Below are 15,772 nucleotides of genomic sequence, written 5' to 3'. Positions count from 1 at the left end.
TATGACGGGATTCCGTTGGGAGATCATCGAGGAGTATGGCCCGCTGTTTATGGACGGCGCCTTGATGACGATTAAATGTACCATTATCTGCGTGATCCTCGGGACGTTGTGGGGGTTAACGCTTGGACTGGGGCGGATGGCGAAGGCCGAGCACGGGCCATGGAAATATATTCTGCGTTATCTGGTGCAGTTTCCGGTGCGCTTCTACGTCAGCGCCTTCCGCGGTACGCCGCTGTTTGTGCAGATCATGGTGGTCCACTTTGCGCTGGTGCCGCTGTTTATTAACTCGCGCGACGGCCTGCTGGTCACCAGCGGAATAATGAGCGCCGATTTCGCCCGCGAACTGCGTTCTAACTACGGCGCGTTCCTCTCCTGTATCGTGGCGATTACCCTTAACGCCGGCGCCTACGTGTCGGAGATCTTCCGCGCCGGGATCCAGTCTATCGACAAAGGGCAGATGGAAGCCTCGCGCGCGCTGGGTATGCCGTGGTGGAAAACCATGCGTAAAGTGATCCTGCCGCAGGCATTTCGCCGCATTCTGCCGCCGCTTGGCAACAACGCTATCGCTATTGTTAAAGACTCATCGCTGGCCTCGGCTATCGGGCTTGCCGATCTGGCCTACGCGGCGCGAACCGTCTCCGGCGCTTACGCCACCTACTGGGAACCCTACCTGACTATCTCGCTGGTCTATTGGGTGATTACCTTCCTGCTGGCGCAGCTGGTTAACCGTCTGGAAAAGAGGTTTGGCAAAAGTGATTCACATTAATAATCTACATAAGCGCTTTGGCGATAGCCACGTGCTGCGCGGCATCAGTTGCGATATTAAACCACAGGAAGTGGTGTGCATTATCGGGCCCTCCGGCTCCGGCAAAAGCACCTTTTTGCGCTGTATGAATGCGCTGGAAACCGTGAGCGAAGGCGAAGTGGTGGTCAACGGCTTTGCCGCCCATGACCGGACGACCGACCTCAACAAGATGCGTGAAAGTGTTGGCATGGTGTTCCAGCGCTTCAACCTGTTCCCGCATATGACAGTGCTGGAAAACCTGCTGATGGCGCCGATGAATCTGCGCAATATGCCGCGCCAGCAGGCGGTCGACCTGGCGGATGCCTTGCTGGCGAAAGTGGGCCTCAGCGATAAGCGCGATGCCTGGCCTTCCAGCCTCTCCGGCGGTCAGCAGCAGCGGGTAGCGATTGCCCGCGCGCTGGCAATGAAGCCGTCGATTATGCTCTTTGATGAGCCCACCTCCGCGCTGGATCCGGAACTGGTCGGGGATGTGCTGGAAGTGATGAAAAATCTCGCCAGCGAAGGGATGACAATGGTTATCGTGACCCACGAAATGGGCTTTGCCCGCGAAGTGGCCGACCGGGTGATTTTCATCGATCAGGGCGTGATTCAGGAAGAGGGTAAACCGGCGCAGATCTTTAGCGCGCCGACCAATCCGCGCACCGCCGCCTTCCTCAGTAAGGTGCTGTAGCCATCAGCAAAACGGGCAGGTGGAGTCCTGCCTGCCCGTTATCAACAACCTCCGCTATTGCGCGGTCTCGGTAGCCTCTTCCATGTCCTCTTCCTGCTCATTGGCGAGCAGCGTTTTTTCATTCTTGCTAAGACACTGGATCAGCAGGAATAGCACGCCGCTGGCGAACAGGGTGATTATCAAGCCGTCATAGCCGGAGACGCCAATCAGCATGCCGCTGACAATCGGCCCGGCCACGCTACCCGCTGACCAGAAAAAGCCAAATAGGGCGTTGATCATGATGAGCTTTTGCCCGCTAAAGGTTTTGCCTGCCCGCACCAGCGACAGGGTATAAAGCGCGCCCGCCGCGGCGCCGAGCAGCAGGCAGATAGCCATCAGCTGTACGCGCGAGGCGAGCATAAACGGCAGCGCCAGTAGCGACAGGCTAAAGACAACCGCGCAGATAAGATGCACGCGACGGATGCCGAAGCGGTCGGCAACCCAGCCCAGCGGCGCCTGGAACATAGCGTCGCCGGTGAGGACGACGGTGACCAGCAGTACCGCCATCGTTTCATTTAAACCTTTATCGATGCCGTACAGCGGCAGTAGCGCGAGAATACTGGCGTCGAAGAAGGCAAAGCAGAATACCCCAGAGGCCAGAACTGGCAAGAATGCCCCCAGGCTGCGCCAGCTGGCGCGCTCGGCAAGGCTTTCGCGACTGCCGCGCGGCAGATGACGCAGCATTAGCAGGCAAACGGCGGTAATGGCGACAATGGCCATCAGCGCCGCGTGTTGCCAGGCGGGGCCGACGGAGATAAGCAGCGGGCCGGCGAGCTGGCAGCCGGTAAAGGCCGAGGCATAGATGCCGGTGAGAGTGGCGCGATTACTGCCCGCCGCGCCGCCGGTTATCCAGCTTTCCCCCAATACGATAATGACGCCGGAGGCGAGTCCGGTCAGCAGGCGCGGCACCAGCAACAGCGTCATGTCGGTGGTCATGCAGGAGGCGATGGTCGCCAACGCCAGCAGGATCAGGCTAACGCTGAGCAACGCGCCCATTTCAAAACGACGGCACAGCGCGGGAGAAAGGAAAGAAGAGAGCATCATTCCAGCGGGCGGCAGCGCGGCCAGCAGGCCGACATAAAGCGGAGCAACTTGCTGCTGCGCCAGCTCAAGGCTGATTAATGGCACCGTATAGCCGGTGATAAATCCCACAAGTGAAGCGGCCATGATCATCGCCAGCGTGGGGGCCAGGCGATTCTGGTCTGGGTTAAACATTGTATTCCCGATAACGGAAGGTTGCAGGTGAATAATCCGGCAAGACGCCGACCAGTCTGCATGATAATTAATCAGCTGACGGAAGTCACCGCTGAAATAGCTACTATTTTTGATATCGATAAAACGATCCGCTGGTGAATAGACAAAAATCATCATCGCTGAAGTTGTCAGCCGCGGGGGCGAAAGGATATAACGAAGGGTGCCGCCTGGAAGCAGCAGGACGGGGACTACTCATTCAGTAATGAAAGGAACAGGACATGGCGGTATCGTCTTCACTGATTGCCGAAGCTATCGGCTGGCGTCGCGATTTTCATGCTCATCCGGAGCTCGGGTACCAGGAGCAGGAGACCTCGCGTCGGGTCGCAGGGCTACTGGCTTCGTTCGGCCTGCAGGTGCATGTCGGGCTGGCCGGTACCGGGGTGGTCGCGACGCTTGAGAACGGCCCGGGGCCGGTGATTGGCCTGCGCGCCGATATGGATGCGCTGCCGATCGCTGAACAGGGGGCGGTGGAATATCGTTCGCGTCATGCTGGCGTAATGCATGCCTGCGGCCATGACGGCCACACCGCCATGCTGTTGGCCGCCGCCGCGCACCTTGCGCAGACCCGCAACTTTGGCGGCACCGTGCATTTTGTCTTTCAACCCGCGGAGGAGAACCTCGGCGGCGCGCGCAAAATGGTGGAAGAGGGGTTGTTCGAGCGCTTCCCGATGGACGCCATTTACGCGTTGCACAACTGGCCAGGCTTGCCGCTGGGGCATGTGGCGGTGAATCCCGGGGCAATGATGGCCTCGCTTGACGCCTTTGAGATAACGCTCACCGGTAAAAGCTGCCATGCGGCGATGCCGGAGAGCGGCGCCGACCCTATCGTCGCCGCCGCACAGCTGATTATGGCGCTGCAGACGATTCCGTCGCGACGCCTGTCGCCTCAGGATTCCGCGGTGGTCAGCATTACCCAGATCAACGGCGGCGAGGCGATCAACGTGCTGCCGGACCGCGTGGTACTGCGCGGGACTTTTCGCTGCCTGAGCAATACGGTGCGCGAGCGGGTAAAAAACCTGATTGAGCAATACGTGCATACGCAGCCGCAGGTTTCCGACGTTGACGGTCAGATTACGTGGTATCCAGGCTATCCGGTGACCAAAAATGATGAACAAGAGGCGCTGAAGGTGCGAGAAGTGGCGCAGGCCGAGCTCGGCGAAGCCGCGGTGCGCTGGCAGATCAATCCTTCCATGGCGTCGGAGGATTTTGCCTGCATGCTGGAAGTGTGTCCCGGCGCCTATTTCTGGATAGGGACAGATGGCGAGACGCCCTCGAGGCCGCTGCATAATGCCAGCTACGATTTTAACGACGATCTGCTGGCGCCCGGCGTGGCGCTGTGGACGGCGCTGGTGGAAAAGCTGCTGCCTGCCGGGAAGGGCTAAGTTTTCGTGCGCCGCGGAAAGCGGGTCAAGGGTCTCCGGGCGCCAACATCTTGCAGTTAAAAAAGCCTCGATGGGAGTTCACTCAGCTAAATAACCCCCATCGATGGGATAAACGCCGCCGGTACAGAACGCCGCATTTTCTGACAGCAAAAACAGTATGAAGTCTGCTATTTCTTGCATTTTTGCCATCCTCTTCATTGGGTGGCTATTGGCGAAACTACGTACGATATTGTCAGGGAATTCACTCATTCGTGGCGTTTGGACGTAGCCCGGAGCGACGGCATTGATTCGAATACCTTGCGTTGCAAACTCTAATGCTGCGGTTTGGGTCAAACCGATGATACCGTGTTTAGCGACGGTGTAAGGCGCTAATCCTGGAATGCCAACCAGACCATTGACTGCAGATAAATTAACGATAGAACCGCCAGATTTTATCATCTCAGGTATTTCGTATTTTAGGCAGTAAAAAACGCCGCTCAATGAAGTGGCAATAACTTTTTCCCAGTTTTCAACCGTCTGCTCTGTTATATTTTTACCATGCTCACCTGTTATGCCCGCATTATTTACAGCATAATCAAGTCTGCCGAAATGTTTGATAACATCAGCAATCATTTTCTCTACTTGTTCAGGTTGCGACACATCGCATCCGATCCCCAGCGCCTGTTGCCCCTGTGAAGATAATTGTTTCGCTTTTTGGATGGCCTGCTCTGGCGAGCGGGAGACAATAACGACCTTAGCACCATGTTGGTGTAATTGCTCTGCGACTGCCTCACCTATCCCTGTAGTACTTCCTGTGATGACAGCAACTTTATTCTGGAAATTCATCATTCCCCCTATGACGTAGAATTGAGTCTTTCAGCTGGGGGAGTATACAAAATCGCTGTGACAGTTTTTGTCAGTACTCTTTCTCCTCGTCGATCCCTTCTTTTATTCTCCATTTTTTCAATAAAGCCATCCGGCTTTCCCTGTACATAGAGTCCAGTTGTGCCATCTCTGAAATTTTGTCAGTTCTAAAGTGACGAAAATCATTTCTCATTTCACACCATGCAACCAAAAGCCAACATGACTGCATATATGCCAATCCAATGGGCCATATCACGCGAGAAGAGTAAGCGCCTTTCTTGTCACAATATTTTATTTGGACCCTCCTTTGCTTTTTAATAGCATCGCGAATGTTTTTGAAAAATACCTCATTGCTCTCGGAAGGACCGATCACATAGGATTGGCTTTCAATAAGATTTTTTAATTCGTCAGGAATGACGGCGTGTATTTTGGCAAGCGCATTCCTTGCTACGTTTTTGAAATCATCATCCGTGCTATGAGATACCCAGTTTAGCCCAAGGGTAATGGCATTGATTTCTTCATGAGAAAGATTTAAGGGCGGCAAATGAAAATCGGACTTAACGATATAACCCATTCCGGCCCCACCTTCAATGCGAACCCCTTGATGCTGTAGCGTTTTTATATCTCTATAAAGCGAGCGCACGCTTATTCCTAATCTTTCTGAGAGCGTGGATGCCGTGATGGGATATCTTTGCGCCCTTAATATCTGTAGTAACTCGAGAAGCCTCTCTGTTCTGGTCATATTGATAAATCCATCCTGATACTGCGAAAAAATCTTAAACCTAAAGTTTCCCGTTCATGCGCAGCGCATCAACAACGAGTGAGAAGGCAGGGGAAGGCTGTTTGCGGCTGGGATAATAAAGATAGTAGCCCGGAAAAGGATGACACCAGGACTCAAGCACCCGCACGAGACGACCTTCTCTGATGTGTGAGCCGAACTCCTCTTCAGGTAAAAAGGCGATGCCTAACCCGGCCAGGGCGGCGTCGACAACATGATCCGACGTGTTAAACGTCAACTGTCCATTAACCCGGACCTTCAACTCTCCTCCCTCGCGATCGAATTCCCAGACATAAATCCCGCCGGAGCGGACCATGCGCATATTAATACACTGATGCTGCGTCAGATCATGAGGCGTTTTCGGCACCGGGTATCGTGCGAAATAATCTGGCGAGGCGGCTGCTGCCATGCGCAGTTTCGGGCCGATTGGCATCGCTATCATATCTTTATCAATCGTATCGCCAAGCCGCACGCCCGCATCAAACCGATCCGCCACGATATCCCGGAATCCGTGATTAGCATCGAACTCAATATGAATATCCGGATATTCGCGGAGCAGCGGCGCAAGCTTGGGCAGCAGGGTCGTTTTCAGCACGTTCGGCCCGCAGGTGATGCGGACGGTGCCTGCAGGTTTGTCCCGCAGTTCAGTCAGCAAGTCCAGCTCAGCCTCTATCTCGTCAATACGATGGCCCACCGATTGCAACAGCCGCTCGCCGGCGGCCGTCGGGGATACACTGCGGGTGGTCCGCGTCAGCAGGCGGATTTGCATCCGCTCTTCCAGCCCGGAAATCGCCTGGCTCAGCGCAGGCTGGGTCACGCCAAGCTGCGCGGCGGCACGCGTGAAGCTGCCTTCCCGCGCCACGGTGACGAAAGAGAGTAAATCGTTGAGGTTGCGTCTTGCCATGTTGGTTTCCAGGCTATTTATAAATTTTACTTATAAAGCTATTAAGCATTCATTAGCTAGTTTCACCGCTGCCTATTGGTAACAATAATGCGATGAAAAAGTCAACGCTAAACGAGATGGAAAATGCTCACCGTAAAACGACACGGCTGATGCTCCTCCTTGCCGGATTCAGGAGCGTGGATTGAGCCGTCGAGCCTTCCATATCCATCGTTCTCTTTAACACACGCGCTTATCCCCCACGTCGCCGTTTCAGGAGGGGGAGGGCATCGCATTATCAACAGAAAAGAAAGGCTAAATGCGTAATCAGAAAACTGAAACCAGAAATCAGAACGGAACCAGTGAAAAACAACAGGCTCACTGGGGCGGCGTGTTTGCTATGACGCTGTGCGTCTTCGCCCTGATCGCCTCCGAGTTTATGCCGGTCAGCCTCCTGACATCGATGGCGCAGTCCCTGAAAGTCACCGAAGGCATGGCCGGGCAAGGAATCGCCATTTCCGGCGCGTTTGCGGTGGTGACCAGCCTGTTTATTTCCCGACTGGCAGGCACGCTTAACCGGAAAAACCTGCTGCTTGGCCTGACGTGCATCATGGCGCTTTCCGGAGCCGTCATTGCGATGGCACCTAATTACCTGACCTATATGACCGGCCGGGCCCTGATTGGCATCGTAGTCGGCGGGTTCTGGTCGATGTCGGCGGCGACAGCGATGCGTCTGGTGCCGGTGCACCGTGTTCCACTGGCGCTGGCCATTTTTAACAGCGGCAACGCGCTGGCAACCGTTGTGGCCGCGCCTCTGGGCAGTTGGCTGGGTTCCGTCATCGGCTGGCGGGGAGCCTTCTTCTGCCTGTTACCCGTCGCCATCGTGGCGTTTATCTGGCAACTGCTCAGCCTGCCCTCGATGCCGGTTACCCGCCAGTCAGCGGGGGCAGGCAACGTCTTCATACTGTTTCGCCGCCGGGTGGTCACGCTGGGCATGCTGGGTGTGGGGATCTTCTTTATGGGACAGTTCACTCTTTTTACCTATATCCGACCTTTCCTTGAGACGGTCACGAAGGTGGACGCCTCAGCGGTGACCCTCATCCTGCTGGTCATCGGGATGGCGGGTTTCATCGGCACCACGCTGATTGGCCGGGTATTGAAGCGCGGATTCTACCCGACGCTAATGGCCATTCCCGTGCTGATGGCGACCGTCGCGCTGGCCCTGATCGCGTTTGGCAGCCAGGCGGCCATCGTGACGGCCTTGCTCGGGCTGTGGGGGTTTATTTCAACCGCTGCGCCCGTGGGATGGTGGGCATGGGTTCCACGCACGTTCCCGCAGAATGCCGAAGCGGGCGGCGGGCTGATGGTGGCGATGGTGCAGTTGTCCATTGCGCTGGGATCCACCGTGGGGGGCGTGCTGTTCGACCATCATGGCTACCAGAGCACCTTTCTGGCTAGCGCCGCGATGTTGATTATCGCAACCGTACTGATTTTCCTGACCTCACGTGCAGACGCGTCTGCCGAGGGTCTTTCATCACACTCGTCCTGACAAGGAAACTATCATGAATAAATTTGCGTTAGCCCTGGGAATGTTCATCAGCGCATTTGCCGCCTCCGCGGCGGATATGTCCAGAGGCGCTGATAACTTTTATAAAAGCGAAAAAGTGACGCAGCAGAAAGTCACTTTTAAAAATCAGTATCAAATGAACGTGGTCGGCAATCTGTTTATGCCGAAAACGATAAATCAGAACGCCAAAAACCCGGCGATCGTCGTTGGCCATCCAATGGGCGCGGTCAAGGAACAAAGCGCAAACCTGTATGCGCAGAAGCTGGCGGAGCAGGGGTTTGTTACGCTGGCGATCGATCTCTCGTTCTGGGGAGAAAGCGAAGGCAAGCCGGGGCACCTGATTTCACCGGAAATCTACGCGGATGATTTCAGCGCGGCGGTGGATTACCTCAGTACACAATCGTTTATTGATCCAGATAATATCGGAGTGCTGGGCATCTGCGGCAGCGGAAGTTTTGTCATCAGCGCCGCGAAAATTGACCCGCGTATGAAAGCTATCGCCACCGTCAGCATGTATGACATGGGCGCCGCGTTTCGTAACGGCCTTAACCACTCCCAGACGCTGGAACAGCGTAAGGCCTTTATCCAGTCGGCCATTGAGCAGCGGTTTGCCGAGTTCAAAGGAGGAGAGAAAGCATACATTCCGGGCACTGTGAATAAGCTGGACGCTTCCACGCCGGAAATTCAGCGCGAGTTCTTTGATTTCTATCGCACCGAACGCGGCGGTTATACCCCGCAGGGCGAGAAAGAGGAACTGACGACAAAACCGATGCTGAGCAGTATCGGTAAGTTTATGAACTTCTATCCGTTCAATGATATCGAAACCATTTCGCCGCGTCCGATGCTCTTTATTACCGGTGACCAGGCCCATTCAAAAGAGTTCAGCGAGGACGCTTTTAAGCGCGCCGGTCAACCTAAAGAGCTGTATGTCGTTCCGGGGGCTGGGCACGTCGATCTGTATGACCGCACGGACGTGATCCCCTTCGACAAGCTGATGGACTTTTTCCGCAACAACCTGAAGTAACGCGTTCAGTAAAGGAGTACGTGATGTGAACGACCAACATCTGAGCCGAACTTACGCGTGGTAATGCGTTGTATTAACAGCTACCGGCCTTCGGGTCGGTAGTGGGGCGTAATTTGATCAAAAGGGCAAAATGCTGCCGCATCACTGAGAGTTGAAATGTCTGTGTAGTGCCACAGGCGGAGGCTGCAATATATTCAGCTTTCGGCATGAATCGGACTGAGGTAACGTAGCGAAAATATTTTTCTGGACTCAATCACGATGCCTTCCATCGAAACGTTTATAACTTTCCTTCTCGCGCTGACGCTGCTGGAGATTTCTCCTGGGCCAGACATGATGCTGACTATCGCCAGAGGTGTCGGTCAGGGAAGACGTATTGCGCTGCTTACGGTCCTGGGCAATGTATTTGTAGCAGGTTTTGTGCAAGTTTCTTTTCTTGTCCTCGGGCTGGTAACCGTTGTTCATGCCTGGCCGGTTGCGCTGGATCTGTTACGGTGGGTCGGTGCGGCTTATCTGATGTGGCTGGGCATAAAAATGATTGCGACTTCAGGTACTGATACACGGCTGCGAAAAACGGCAAAAATTTCTGACTGGAATGCCGTTAAGGAAGGCGCTCTGAACAGCCTGACTAACCCAAAATCCCTGCTGTTCATGTTTGCTTTTCTTCCTCAATTTGTTGATCCCGCAGCGGGTCCAGTTTGGCTGCAATTGCTTGTCCTTGGCAGTATCCAAAAGCTGGCAGGAATCGTGTCTCTGGGGTCAGTCGCGATGGCATCAGGCACATTTGGTAACTGGCTAGGTAAACACCCAGGCGTTATCAAATGGCAGGAACGATTTACAGGTGTTGTCATGATTGGCCTGGGTATCCGCATGTTGTTTAGCGGGTCCGGCATAGTATCAAAATCTATCCGTTAGGTTATACAGAACCGGTAAATACTGTGTCCGCTTCTCGCTCAGACAGGATTTTAAATTCCGTTGGTTGGTTCGCTTTGTACCAGGAGCGGACAGTTTAGTTCTGGAGCATCATTTATATTGACCGATTGCCGTTAGTGATGCGTACAAATGATTTATTGTGGGAAGAAGACATTGTTGATTTTATGTTAATGCTATAGGCTGGCTGAAATTTATACTAATAAACCAGACTATGTAACCTGACTAATCAAGGGGATATAATGATTTTTCAGCAGGCACCTCAACTAGAGACTGAGCGCTTAATTCTAAAACATTTCACGTTAGAGGATTTTTCCGCTCTTCAGGCATGCTGGGCTGATCCAGAAATGGTTAAGATAAATGGCGGAGAAGTTCCAACGGCAGAAGCAGTATGGGCCCGATTGTTACGTTACATAGGTCACTGGCAAGTTTTAGGTTATGGATACTGGGCTGTTTTTGAAAAAGCAACACATCTTTATATTGGCGCGTTTGGGTTTCAGGATGCGCATCGCAATACTGAGCCAACATTAAAATATCCAGAAGCGGGATGGACAATCATCGCTGAAATGCGCGGAAAGGGTTACGCCAATGAAGCATTGGCAGCGATTTTAGGTTGGGCAGACCAGACATTTACCTCCCCGGTATGCTGTATTATTGCGGAAGAAAACCAACGTTCAAATTATTTAGCTGAGCGATTTGGTTTTCAATACCAGAGTCATGTTACATACCGTAATAAAAAGGTACGCCTGTTAATCCGTCCGAAATTCGCTATTCAGTCTTAATAAACATTTGCTCGTCAGCGCTATGCCAAAAGTGGAAATTGGCTGAGTAGAAAGCAGCCGTTATGTTTTCATTAACGCTGGTTACGTTAGAATAGCCTCGATAAAAACGAGAGAACTGGAGTAAAAATGTTTGCTGATTTTGGTATCGTGAATTTCTGGACGTATCTGCTTGGTGCGACACTGATAGTGCTTGCTCCTGGCCCTGAGACCATGTTCGTGATCAAAACAAGCATTACGAGCGGCGTCAAACGAGGCTTTGCTGCAATATTTTCCATTCTGATGAGTGACGTACTTCTGGTTCTGCTGGCATGGTGTGGGCTGGCTGCAGTCATAAGCTCAACTCCAGCCTTATTTAACGCCATCAAATACGCAGGTGCTGCCTATCTTTTCTATCTCGGTGTCCAGACGATACGCGCTATCTTTAAGCCCACTGTCGAAACGAATGAGGAAAAGAAATCTTCAGCTGATGCTAAGGGGATCATCGGGCGTGGAATGCTGGTTACGCTACTGAATCCAAAGACACTGCTGTTCTATATCTCTTTCTTCGCCCAGTTCATCAATGTTCAGGCTAAACATTCCTGGATGGCGTTTATCATTCTTGCTGCGGTGATGTTCGCGATTACTCTCGTCTATTTCGGTTTCCTTGTTTTCTGCGGCTCTTATCTGCTAAGCCGTTTGAAAGGCAACCGTAGATTATCAACCATTGGAAACGCGCTGGTGGGTATGTTCTTCATCGGATTTGCCGCACGACTCGCAAGCGCAACTTCCTAACTAGACAGCTAAACCGCCTCACCGCGGTTTTTTTACGTTCTTACGCCGGATGGGACGACCGCTGTTCGCTCACAGCAAACCTCGCAATGCTTCAGGCGGTCCGCTTAGTGCCAAAAGCGGAAGTAGCTAACTACATTTTTTTGGATCTACGGGGTGCAGTTCACAGAATTCCCCGACCGGCTTATCGCAACGATAGCTAGCCACGGTCGCCGCCACCAGGCAGAGCCTGGCGGCGCCTTCTGCAATAGCCGGAAACTTTTGACTACGCCTAAAAGCACAGATTGCAGTGCATGTTATACCCGCAACTACCTGTAGCTGGATTTTAAGTGCATTCGTAGCAGTTTTTCTTTGATTGCGGGGTCAGTGATAACCACGGCTGTAAACATATAATGATGATCGTCATCACTGCTTGTAAACGGAGGAAGGCAATTTTTTTGGAAACCACAAAAGGTGTCAGCATGGATATCTTTAACTTTTCCACCAACATCTCCGACAAAGAAATATCCGTCATGCTTGAATTTCCTGCCAGTGTAGGGATCTGTGATCATGTTGTTAGTCACATCATTAATATAAAGTACGTCTCCTGCCTTTAATTTTAAACCTGAATTATCATTAACCTTTACAGCCATAGTCCGGTACGGAACCAAAAAGTAATTGTTAATTCCTAAGCCAAACGGTGCGTTGGTTTTTACATGATAACTTAACCCATACGCAGACAGATCATGAGTATGGGTTTCATATTCCACATCACAGTCGATATAATAAGGAGGTTTTTTCTTAAATACTCCAGCATGCGTGAGCCTGATTTCCTCTCCATGAAATGTTGTTTTGACAGAACCTTCCTGAGCACCCAGGCACCAGCTACGCTTACTGACATTATCCGATATCGGGATACCATCTTTATCCCGGAATGGGACGCCGTTTTTATCCTCGACGGGTTGCGTGGTATAAAAGTTAGTCGACCATAGCTTTATTTTTCTCCCGGTCGAACTGTCGGGGGGAGGCGGGATATCAAAAGTGTCCTGAAAATCAGGTGTCAGTATGCGATATTCCTGATTGATAATTTGTGCAGGTTGCATACAGGAACTGACGAGCGCTCCCCCTCCCAGCGACAGAAATGTGCGCCAAGTAAGCCTTGCAATTTTAAAGTTCTGGATACTATTTATCATATTGATATTCCTCATTTTCCATCACCTTTACTTTGAGCACTATTTCCGCCTGCCGGTTTGGTTACCTGATATGCAACTACCGGCGCAGTGGCAGGCGTTGCTTTACACATTTTTATGTTGGTACGGATAAGCTCAGCGAGAGCTATTGCTGAATTTTTATCGGCGGCCGAAAAAGACATTAAGCTACTCTGCGCCGCCTTTTGCTGATTTAAGGTCTCAGCAATCTCTGTGACATCGGGTGCAACCAGACTGACGGCGGCCTGCTCCGACTGGAGTTCAAACTCCAGATCAGACATTACACTGTTTAAATATGGTTGTATCAGCCCACTTACTGAAGGATTGGGGTCGGTACTTATTGCAATATCCATTTGGTCGGATGTTATATCCATCATGGAGCGATATATACAGTTTAATTTTTTCCGGGTAGAGCGATAATTCAGAAGTTGAATATCATAATTATATCGCTGGCTTGCGGCACCACCTACCACAGAAGTTCCACCGGCATAAAGTGCCGTGGTCAGTGCTCCACTCGCAGCCGCAATCACTGATGTCACAGCACCAGCGGCACTGGTATCACTTAGAAGATATTTTTGCGTGGCTAGTTGCTGTTCTTTTTCTCGTAATTGCATTTCATATCTTTTAACTTCAGTAGCCATTTTTTCATAATCATTTTTAGCTGTGTTTATGCATTGAGAAGCCGTTTTTTTATTACTGCAATCTAATGAACTGACGTAATTCATCTCAGGAATAGCATTAGGGTAAGGCGAGGTGCAGGAAACAGATGTCAGGCATACAAAAGCAACGATTGTTCTCATCATTTATCCTCATACGGATAAAACACCACTGCTTGATTTAGAGTGATTTTAGTACAGATTTTACCCCCTATGTTCTATTAATCTGCTCCTCCGTGTTTCACATACGCTGTTAGCAATGTCTGCTCCTCCACTGTGAGTTCAACGGGTCGATGCAAAGGTCATTGATACTCGAATGAGACCCCAGTCATAGCTTTTAAGAACCGGCAAAGGTCATCACCAGCATCCTCAATCGTATGAAAACGAACAGAGTCTACACACCCGGATTTACTCTTATTAAGACAGGCAATGAATGGCGGTGTTGGGTCTTGTCCTGTAAGACTTCTAAATCGAGTAGCATCAACACGCCAGCGATACATTGCTCCATATCGTTGTACCCCCCTGATGCCTGTGCGGGTATTTTTCGTCGTTTTAATAGAAATTGGCATTCTGAGTTACCTTAGTTAAATGACCGTGAGATTGCATAGTCCTTATACAGCTGACCAGATCAGTTTATAGCAACCGGCTGAATGGCGAAAGGAATCCCCACTGCTTAACTAACCGTCATTTTTGGCTGCTGTGATTTATGGTCACTGTCAACGTCTGCTCCTCGCTCCCAGCGGACCTTCAGCTTCGTTAACACGTCCGCTTCGTGCCAGGAGCGGACGTTTATGAAAAGGGTGATAGATAAACATCAGCAATTTTCTCTCCGATTACAGCACCTCAACCACTTCGAATTCTTCTGCGATCAACTCCATATCCTCAGAAAAATGACCTTCACGGATGAAAAATCGCTGATGCTCTTTCTTCCAGTATTCAAGACTTAAATCGCCTTCACCCTCTTTGCGAGCGAACTCCTCATTAATATCGCAAAAACGCACCAATTGTAGCGAAACCAGCCGGATCACGCATACCGGGACATTCTGTCCATCAAGAATTATGTTATAGCTGCCAATCCTCGGAGCAGATTCTTCCTGTTGGTAAGAGGCAAAAGATCCACAAGAGGCCGTTTTGATTCCTTTTTTAATAAGGTTAGCAAGCTCGCTTGCCAGTTCTGGACTGTCTCCCATTTGCCAGGCCCCTGCGCCTGGATATTTCATTTCTATTTCCCTAAGCTTAACCATTAATGCATCTGCCTAACCGTTGATGAAAAAAGTAATAATAGTATTAGCGTTAATGGGGTCACCATTAACAGTAATACGTTACCTCAGATAGTGTGGTTTGCTCTTCGCTCAGACTGGAGCTTAAACTCAGTTGGTTCATCCGCGCAGTGCCAAAAACTGCCCCTGACTGCTTGTTAACCGCGCCTCCTATTGTATAGATATTTTCTGTACATCAAGATACATTGAGATAGCTATTTAATGGCTTAAACAGTAATAGACACTAAGTTCAGGAAGGAAAAGTGCTGATGCCAATACCTATACTCTATACAGAACGCTTACTGTTAAAACCATTATCCTCAGAAGATGCCTCACAAATTCAGATACTTTATCCTCGCTGGGAGATTGTTCGGTACATGGTCTCATCAGTACCGTGGCCCTATCCGGATAATGGCGCCGAGAATTATGTCAATAACGTTGCCTTGCCTGATATAGCAAATGGAATCGCTTGGATCTGGACTATTAGGCATCGTGAAACACCTGACAACATGGTAGGTTTAATCTGTCTTTATGATGTTGAGGATAACAACCGAGGATTTTGGTTAGCACCGGAGCATCAGGGCAAAGGTTTTATGCGTGAGGCCTGTAACGCAGCTACAGATTATTGGTTCAATTCCTTAAATAAGACTATATTGCGTGCGCCGAAAGCGGCTCTCAATAACCGCTCCAAACGTATCTCACAAAGCAGTGGCATGCGGCTCATTAGGACTGAAAAGAAAGCATATGTCAGCGGTCTGCTGGATTCCGAGCTATGGGAAATCACACGTGACGAATGGAATGCTCGTAAAGGTGGCTGATAAGCTGATGGCATGTCCGCTAAGCGCTCCCAGCGGACCTTCAGCTTCGTTAACACGTCCGCTCCGTGCCAAAAGCGGAAGTTAACTACGGATAAAATTCAGCGCCCCACACCCAGAGCCGCTGCATAACGGC

16 protein-coding genes are annotated in these 15,772 nt (G+C 51.2%); 9 read left to right on the top strand and 7 right to left on the bottom strand.

Annotation, left to right across the window (positions count from 1 at the left end):
• The first annotated feature begins 1 nt into the window (after position 1).
• Positions 2-766, top strand: a complete 765-nt coding sequence (locus PGR79_RS18035) for an amino acid ABC transporter permease (RefSeq protein ID WP_430922210.1) — start codon at positions 2-4, stop codon at positions 764-766.
• Entirely contained in the window at positions 753-1,475 is a 723-nt protein-coding gene (locus tag PGR79_RS18030; protein ID WP_032715551.1) for an amino acid ABC transporter ATP-binding protein, read from the top strand. Before PGR79_RS18035 ends, PGR79_RS18030 begins: the two co-directional genes overlap by 14 nt.
• Positions 1,476-1,529: 54 nt before the next feature.
• Here the strand turns inward: PGR79_RS18030 and PGR79_RS18025 are convergent, their stop codons facing one another.
• Positions 1,530-2,729: an MFS transporter gene (locus PGR79_RS18025; RefSeq protein ID WP_026612337.1), complete on the bottom strand. Its 1,200-nt coding sequence runs from the start codon at positions 2,727-2,729 to the stop codon at positions 1,530-1,532.
• Between the two features lie 257 nt (positions 2,730-2,986).
• On the opposite strand from PGR79_RS18025, the gene PGR79_RS18020 reads away from it, so the two are divergent.
• Entirely contained in the window at positions 2,987-4,150 is a 1,164-nt protein-coding gene (locus PGR79_RS18020) for a M20 aminoacylase family protein (RefSeq protein WP_087857886.1), read from the top strand.
• Between the two features lie 78 nt (positions 4,151-4,228).
• On the opposite strand, the gene PGR79_RS18015 is transcribed toward PGR79_RS18020, so the two are convergent.
• The 3 genes from PGR79_RS18015 to PGR79_RS18005 all read right to left on the bottom strand — a co-directional run bounded on the left by PGR79_RS18015 (position 4,229) and on the right by PGR79_RS18005 (position 6,675).
• Positions 4,229-4,975 carry an SDR family NAD(P)-dependent oxidoreductase gene (locus PGR79_RS18015; RefSeq protein WP_271031859.1) on the bottom strand — a complete coding sequence of 249 codons (747 nt, stop codon included), beginning with the start codon at positions 4,973-4,975 and terminating at the stop codon, positions 4,229-4,231.
• A gap of 70 nt (positions 4,976-5,045) precedes the next feature.
• Positions 5,046-5,735 (bottom strand): helix-turn-helix transcriptional regulator, encoded by a 690-nt coding sequence (locus PGR79_RS18010; RefSeq protein ID WP_113374119.1) that lies wholly within the window; start codon positions 5,733-5,735, stop codon positions 5,046-5,048.
• Between the two features lie 40 nt (positions 5,736-5,775).
• A complete protein-coding gene (locus PGR79_RS18005; protein ID WP_271031858.1) occupies positions 5,776-6,675 on the bottom strand; it encodes a LysR family transcriptional regulator in 900 nt (299 codons plus the stop codon).
• Positions 6,676-6,970: 295 nt separating this feature from the next.
• On the opposite strand from PGR79_RS18005, the gene PGR79_RS18000 reads away from it, so the two are divergent.
• The 5 genes from PGR79_RS18000 (at position 6,971) to leuE (ending at position 11,722) form a co-directional block, all read left to right on the top strand.
• The gene (locus PGR79_RS18000) at positions 6,971-8,200 is read left to right on the top strand and encodes an MFS transporter (RefSeq protein ID WP_430922207.1); all 1,230 of its coding nucleotides are present in this window, start codon (positions 6,971-6,973) and stop codon (positions 8,198-8,200) included.
• A gap of 13 nt (positions 8,201-8,213) precedes the next feature.
• A complete protein-coding gene (locus PGR79_RS17995; RefSeq protein ID WP_113374117.1) occupies positions 8,214-9,242 on the top strand; it encodes an alpha/beta hydrolase in 1,029 nt (342 codons plus the stop codon).
• Positions 9,243-9,500: 258 nt separating this feature from the next.
• Entirely contained in the window at positions 9,501-10,154 is a 654-nt protein-coding gene (locus PGR79_RS17990) for a LysE family translocator (protein WP_015366973.1), read from the top strand.
• Between the two features lie 257 nt (positions 10,155-10,411).
• Positions 10,412-10,951: a GNAT family N-acetyltransferase gene (locus PGR79_RS17985; protein WP_113374116.1), complete on the top strand. Its 540-nt coding sequence runs from the start codon at positions 10,412-10,414 to the stop codon at positions 10,949-10,951.
• Positions 10,952-11,077: 126 nt separating this feature from the next.
• Entirely contained in the window at positions 11,078-11,722 is a 645-nt protein-coding gene (gene leuE, locus PGR79_RS17980; RefSeq protein WP_113374115.1) for a leucine efflux protein LeuE, read from the top strand.
• A gap of 305 nt (positions 11,723-12,027) precedes the next feature.
• Here the strand turns inward: leuE and PGR79_RS17975 are convergent, their stop codons facing one another.
• From PGR79_RS17975 to PGR79_RS17965, 3 genes are all read right to left on the bottom strand, one after another.
• Positions 12,028-12,891 carry a hypothetical protein gene (locus tag PGR79_RS17975; protein WP_130945907.1) on the bottom strand — a complete coding sequence of 288 codons (864 nt, stop codon included), beginning with the start codon at positions 12,889-12,891 and terminating at the stop codon, positions 12,028-12,030.
• 11 nt (positions 12,892-12,902) lie between these two features.
• The gene (locus PGR79_RS17970) at positions 12,903-13,706 is read right to left on the bottom strand and encodes a hypothetical protein (RefSeq protein WP_162750195.1); all 804 of its coding nucleotides are present in this window, start codon (positions 13,704-13,706) and stop codon (positions 12,903-12,905) included.
• A 689-nt stretch (positions 13,707-14,395) separates the two neighbouring features.
• Complete coding sequence (locus tag PGR79_RS17965) at positions 14,396-14,752, bottom strand: ASCH domain-containing protein (RefSeq protein WP_161798772.1); 357 nt, start codon at positions 14,750-14,752, stop codon at positions 14,396-14,398.
• Positions 14,753-15,090: 338 nt separating this feature from the next.
• On the opposite strand from PGR79_RS17965, the gene PGR79_RS17960 reads away from it, so the two are divergent.
• Positions 15,091-15,639, top strand: a complete 549-nt coding sequence (locus tag PGR79_RS17960; RefSeq protein WP_015705173.1) for a GNAT family N-acetyltransferase — start codon at positions 15,091-15,093, stop codon at positions 15,637-15,639.
• Positions 15,640-15,772: the final 133 nt, after the last annotated feature.

This window comes from Klebsiella sp. 141161 (assembly GCF_050600815.1).
GTDB classification, from domain to species: Bacteria; Pseudomonadota; Gammaproteobacteria; order Enterobacterales; family Enterobacteriaceae; genus Klebsiella; species Klebsiella aerogenes.
The sequence above is the reverse complement of the archived record's forward strand: the minus strand, read 5'-3'. Positions and strand labels throughout refer to the sequence as shown.

Bases quoted from the DNA above. Each gene is read 5' to 3' on its own strand.
- PGR79_RS17960 (WP_015705173.1), top strand. From the start codon at position 15,091: ATGCCAATACCTATACTCTATACAGAACGCTTACTGTTAAAACCATTA.
- PGR79_RS18010 (WP_113374119.1), bottom strand. From the start codon at position 5,735: ATGACCAGAACAGAGAGGCTTCTCGAGTTACTACAGATATTAAGGGCG.
- PGR79_RS17970 (WP_162750195.1), bottom strand. From the start codon at position 13,706: ATGAGAACAATCGTTGCTTTTGTATGCCTGACATCTGTTTCCTGCACC.
- PGR79_RS17965 (WP_161798772.1), bottom strand. From the start codon at position 14,752: ATGGGAGACAGTCCAGAACTGGCAAGCGAGCTTGCTAACCTTATTAAA.
- PGR79_RS17975 (WP_130945907.1), bottom strand. From the start codon at position 12,891: ATGATAAATAGTATCCAGAACTTTAAAATTGCAAGGCTTACTTGGCGC.
- PGR79_RS17985 (WP_113374116.1), top strand. From the start codon at position 10,412: ATGATTTTTCAGCAGGCACCTCAACTAGAGACTGAGCGCTTAATTCTA.
- PGR79_RS18035 (WP_430922210.1), top strand. From the start codon at position 2: ATGACGGGATTCCGTTGGGAGATCATCGAGGAGTATGGCCCGCTGTTT.
- PGR79_RS17990 (WP_015366973.1), top strand. From the start codon at position 9,501: ATGCCTTCCATCGAAACGTTTATAACTTTCCTTCTCGCGCTGACGCTG.
- PGR79_RS18025 (WP_026612337.1), bottom strand. From the start codon at position 2,729: ATGTTTAACCCAGACCAGAATCGCCTGGCCCCCACGCTGGCGATGATC.
- PGR79_RS18015 (WP_271031859.1), bottom strand. From the start codon at position 4,975: ATGAATTTCCAGAATAAAGTTGCTGTCATCACAGGAAGTACTACAGGG.
- PGR79_RS18000 (WP_430922207.1), top strand. From the start codon at position 6,971: ATGCGTAATCAGAAAACTGAAACCAGAAATCAGAACGGAACCAGTGAA.
- PGR79_RS17995 (WP_113374117.1), top strand. From the start codon at position 8,214: ATGAATAAATTTGCGTTAGCCCTGGGAATGTTCATCAGCGCATTTGCC.
- PGR79_RS18005 (WP_271031858.1), bottom strand. From the start codon at position 6,675: ATGGCAAGACGCAACCTCAACGATTTACTCTCTTTCGTCACCGTGGCG.
- PGR79_RS18020 (WP_087857886.1), top strand. From the start codon at position 2,987: ATGGCGGTATCGTCTTCACTGATTGCCGAAGCTATCGGCTGGCGTCGC.
- leuE (WP_113374115.1), top strand. From the start codon at position 11,078: ATGTTTGCTGATTTTGGTATCGTGAATTTCTGGACGTATCTGCTTGGT.